Source organism: Acidovorax sp. KPB24-03, from assembly GCF_057546605.1.
The window spans coordinates 1-4,196 of record NZ_BAAJYR010000313.1 but is presented as its reverse complement, the minus strand read 5'-3'; the positions used below and the strand labels follow the sequence as shown (position 1 = coordinate 4,196).

2 protein-coding genes are annotated in these 4,196 nt (G+C 69.4%); both read right to left on the bottom strand.

Annotation, left to right across the window (positions count from 1 at the left end):
- Positions 1 to 2,981: efflux RND transporter permease subunit (locus tag AC27KI_RS19875; RefSeq protein WP_487115428.1), on the bottom strand; the 2,981-nt coding region annotated here is incomplete at its 3' end.
- Between the two features lie 25 nt (positions 2,982 to 3,006).
- The coding region (locus AC27KI_RS19870; protein ID WP_487115426.1) for an efflux RND transporter periplasmic adaptor subunit at positions 3,007 to 4,196 on the bottom strand (1,190 nt) is incomplete at its 5' end.

Here is a 4,196-nt window from a genome sequence, read left to right as displayed (position 1 = left end):
AGCACGCCCATCACGAACGCCAGCGACGTCATCAGGATGGGGCGCAGCCGCAGGCGGCTGGCCTCGATGGCGGCCTGCACCGGCGTGCGGCCGGCAAACTCCAGTTCGCGGGCGAACTCCACGATCAGGATGGCGTTCTTGGCCGACAGCCCCACCAGCACGATGAGCCCGATCTGCGTGAACACGTTGTTGTCGCCGCCTGACAGCCACACGCCCGTCATCGCGGCCAGCAGGCCCATGGGGACGATCAGGATGATGGCGATGGGTAGCGTGAGGCTTTCGTACTGCGCAGCCAGCACCAGGAACACCAGCAGGATGGCGATGGGGAAGACCAGCACGGCGGAATTGCCAGCCAGGATTTCCTGGTAGGTCAGCTCGGTCCATTCGAAGCCGATGCCCTGCGGCAGCGTCTCGGCGGCGATGCGCTCGATGGCGGCCTGCGCCTGGCCCGACGAAAAGCCGGGCGCGGGCCCGCCGTTCACGTCGGCCGACAGGAAGCCGTTGTAGCGCATGGCGCGCTCGGGCCCGAAGCTGGGCTCGATCTTCATCAGCGCCGACAGCGGCACCATCTCGCCGGTGGTGGAGCGCACCTTGAGCAGGCCCACGTCCTCGGCACGCGCCCGGAAGGCCGCATCGGCCTGCACGCGCACGCTGTAGGTGCGGCCGAACTGGTTGAAGTCGTTGGCGTACAGGCTGCCCAGGTAGATCTGCAGCGTCTCGAAGATGTCCGTCACCGGCACGCCCAGCTGCCGCGCCTTGGTGCGGTCGATGTTGGCGTACAGCTGCGGCACGTTGACCTGCCAGCTCGTGAACAGGCCGGCGAGTTCCGGCGTCTGGTACGCCTTGCCCATGAAGGCCTTCACGGCGGCGTCCATGGCCTCGTAGCCCAGCGAGGCGCGGTCTTCGATCTGCAGCTTGAAGCCGCCCGTCGTGCCCAGGCCGGCCACCGGGGGCGGCGGGAACATGGCGATGAACGCATCCTGGATGCTGCCGAAGGCCTGGTTCAACTGGCCCGCGACGGCACCGCCGCTCTGGTCCGCGCGGCCGCGCTCGGCGAAGGGCTTGAGCGTGACGAACACGATGCCCGAATTGGAGCTGTTGGTGAAGCCGTTGATCGACAACCCCGGGAAGGCGATGGCGTCTTCCACGTTCGGGTTCTTCTTGACGATCTCGCCCATGCGGCGGATCACGTCCTCGGTGCGGTCCAGCGTGGCACCGTCGGGCAGCTGCGCGAAGCCCACCAGGTACTGCTTGTCCTGCGCCGGCACGAAGCCGCCGGGCACGACCTTGAACAGGCCCCAGGTCGCGGCCACCAGCGCGGCGTAGATCACCAGCATCAGCGCCTTGCGGCCGATGACGCGCTTGACGCCGCCGCTGTAGGCCTCGGAGCCCCGGTGGAACACGCTGTTGAAGCGGCGGAAGAACCCGCCCAGCACCTTGTCCATGCCGCGCGTCAACGCATCCTTCGGTTCATGGTGGCCCTTGAGCAAGAGCGCGCTCAGGGCGGGCGACAGCGTGAGCGAGTTGATCGCCGAGATCACCGTGGAGATCGCGATGGTCACCGCGAACTGGCGGTAGAACTGCCCCGTGAGCCCGCTGATGAAGGCCAGCGGCACGAACACCGCCACCAGCACCAGCGCGATGGCGATGATGGGACCGGACACTTCGCGCATGGCGCGGTAGGTGGCTTCGCGCGGGGTCAGGCCCGCCTCGATGTTGCGCTCCACGTTCTCCACCACCACGATGGCGTCGTCCACCACGATGCCGATGGCCAGCACCAGCCCGAACAGGGACAGCGCGTTGATCGAAAAGCCCAGCAGGTGCAGCACCGCGAACGTGCCCACCACCGACACCGGCACGGCCAGCAGCGGAATGATGGAGGCGCGCCAGGTCTGCAGGAACAGGATCACCACGATCACCACCAGCGCCACGGCTTCCAGCAGGGTCTGGATGACGGATTTGATGGAGGCGCGCACGAACTGCGTCGGGTCGTAGGCGATGCGGAATTCCACGCCCTCGGGCATGTTCTTTTGCAGCTCGGCCATGGTCTTGCGCACGTTCGACGAGATGTCGAGCGCGTTGGAGCCCGGCGCCTGGAACACGCCCATGCCCACGGCCGGGTCGTTGTTGAGCAGCGAGCGCAGCGAGTAGTCGGCCGCGCCCAGCTCCAGCCGGGCCACGTCGCGCAGGCGCGTCACCGCGCCGTCGCTGCCGGTCTTGACGATGATGTCGCCGAACTCCTCTTCGGTCTGCAGGCGGCCCTGCGCATTGATCGACAGCTGCATGTCCACGCCGGGCAGCCCGGGCGACTGGCCCACCACGCCGGCCGCGGCCTGCACGTTCTGGCCGCGGATGGCGGCCACCACGTCGGCCGCCGACAGGCCACGCTGCGCGACCTTCTGCGGGTCGAGCCAGGCGCGCATCGAATAGTCGCCGCCGCCGAAGATCTGCACCTGGCCCACGCCCTGGATGCGGGCGAGCCGGTCCTTCACATTCAGCACGGCGTAGTTGCGCAGGTAGTCGATGCCGTAGCGGCCGTTGGGCGAGACCATGTGCACGACCATGGTCAGATCGGGTGCGCTCTTGACCGTGGTGACGCCCAGCCGGCGCACTTCCTCGGGCAGGCGTGGCTCGGCCTGCGAAACGCGGTTTTGCACCAGCTGCTGCGCCTTGTCGGGGTCGGTGCCCAGCGCGAAGGTGACGGTCAGCGTCATCACGCCATCGGTCGTGGCCTGGCTGCCCATGTAGAGCATGCCTTCCACGCCGTTGATGGATTCCTCCAGCGGCGTGGCCACGGTCTCGGCGATCACCTTGGGGTTGGCGCCCGGGTACTGGGCACGCACCACCACGGAGGGCGGCGCCACCTCGGGATACTCGGAGATGGGCAGCGCTCGCAGCGCGATCAGCCCGGACAGGAAGATGAGCACCGACAGCACCCCGGCGAAGATGGGGCGGTCGATGAAGAAGCGGGAGAGATTCATGGTGTTCTTTCGGTGCGCTCCGCGATCACGCCGCGGGCTGCTTGGCGGCGGCGCGGGCCTCGGCGCCATCGCCGGCCATGCCGGCCTTGGCGGTCATGGGCACGTCCTGGGGGGCGACCTGGGCGCCGGGGCGCACGCGCTGCAGGCCGTTGACGACGATGCGTTCGCCGGCCTTCAGGCCCGAGGTGACGACGCGCAGGCCGTTCACCGGCGCGCCCAGCTGCACCTCGCGGTACTCGGCCTTGTTGCCCTCGCCCACCACCATCACGTACTTCTTGTTCTGGTCCGTGCCCACGGCGCGCTCGTTGATGAGCACGGCCTGGGTGTTCTTGACCTGGCCCATGCGGATGCGCGCGAACTGGCCGGGCATCAGCACGCCATCGGCGTTGTCGAACACGGCGCGCACGCGCACCGTGCCGCTGCGGGCATCCACCTGGTTGTCGATGAGCTGCAGGTGCCCGGTGTGCGGCGTGCGCCGGCGGTGCCCGTGCCCATCTGCACCGGAATGCTCTCGATCAGGGTGCGCGCGCTCTTGCCCGAACGCAGGCCCTCCAGCGCCTTCGCCACGATCTGCTCGTCGGTGTCGAAGCTCGCGTAGATCGGGCTCACCGACACCAGCGTGGTCAGCACCGGCGCGCCGGCGCCCGCGGCCACCAGGTTGCCCACGGTGACCTCGATGCGGCCCACGCGGCCCGCGACCGGGGGCGCGCACCTGGGTGTAGCCCAGGTTCAGGCGCGCCGTCTGCAGCGCGGCCTGCGCGGCGCGCAGGTTGGCGTCGGCCTCGCGCTGGGCATTCATGCGTTCGTCATGCTCGCGCTGGGCGATGGCACGCTCTTCCCACAGGCGCGTCGCGCGCTCCATTTCGCTGCGGGTGTAGGACACGCGGGCCTGCGCAGCGACCACCTGGGCCTCGGCGCGGTCCACCTCGGCGGCGTAGGGCGCGGGGTCCACGGTGACCAGCAGGTCGCCCTGCTTGACCAGCGAGCCTTCGCGGAAATGCACGGCCTGCACGGCGCCGCCCACGCGCGGGCGGATGTCCACGCGCTGCACGGCTTCGAGCCGGCCCGAGAACTCGTCCCACAGCGCGATCTCCTGCTGCAGCACGGCGGCCACCGAGACGGGCACCGCGGGCGGCGCGGCTTCCGGGGCCGGGGATTCGGCATGCGAGCTGGGCAGCCCGAAGAGCGTGCCGCCCGCGGCGGCGATGGCGGCCG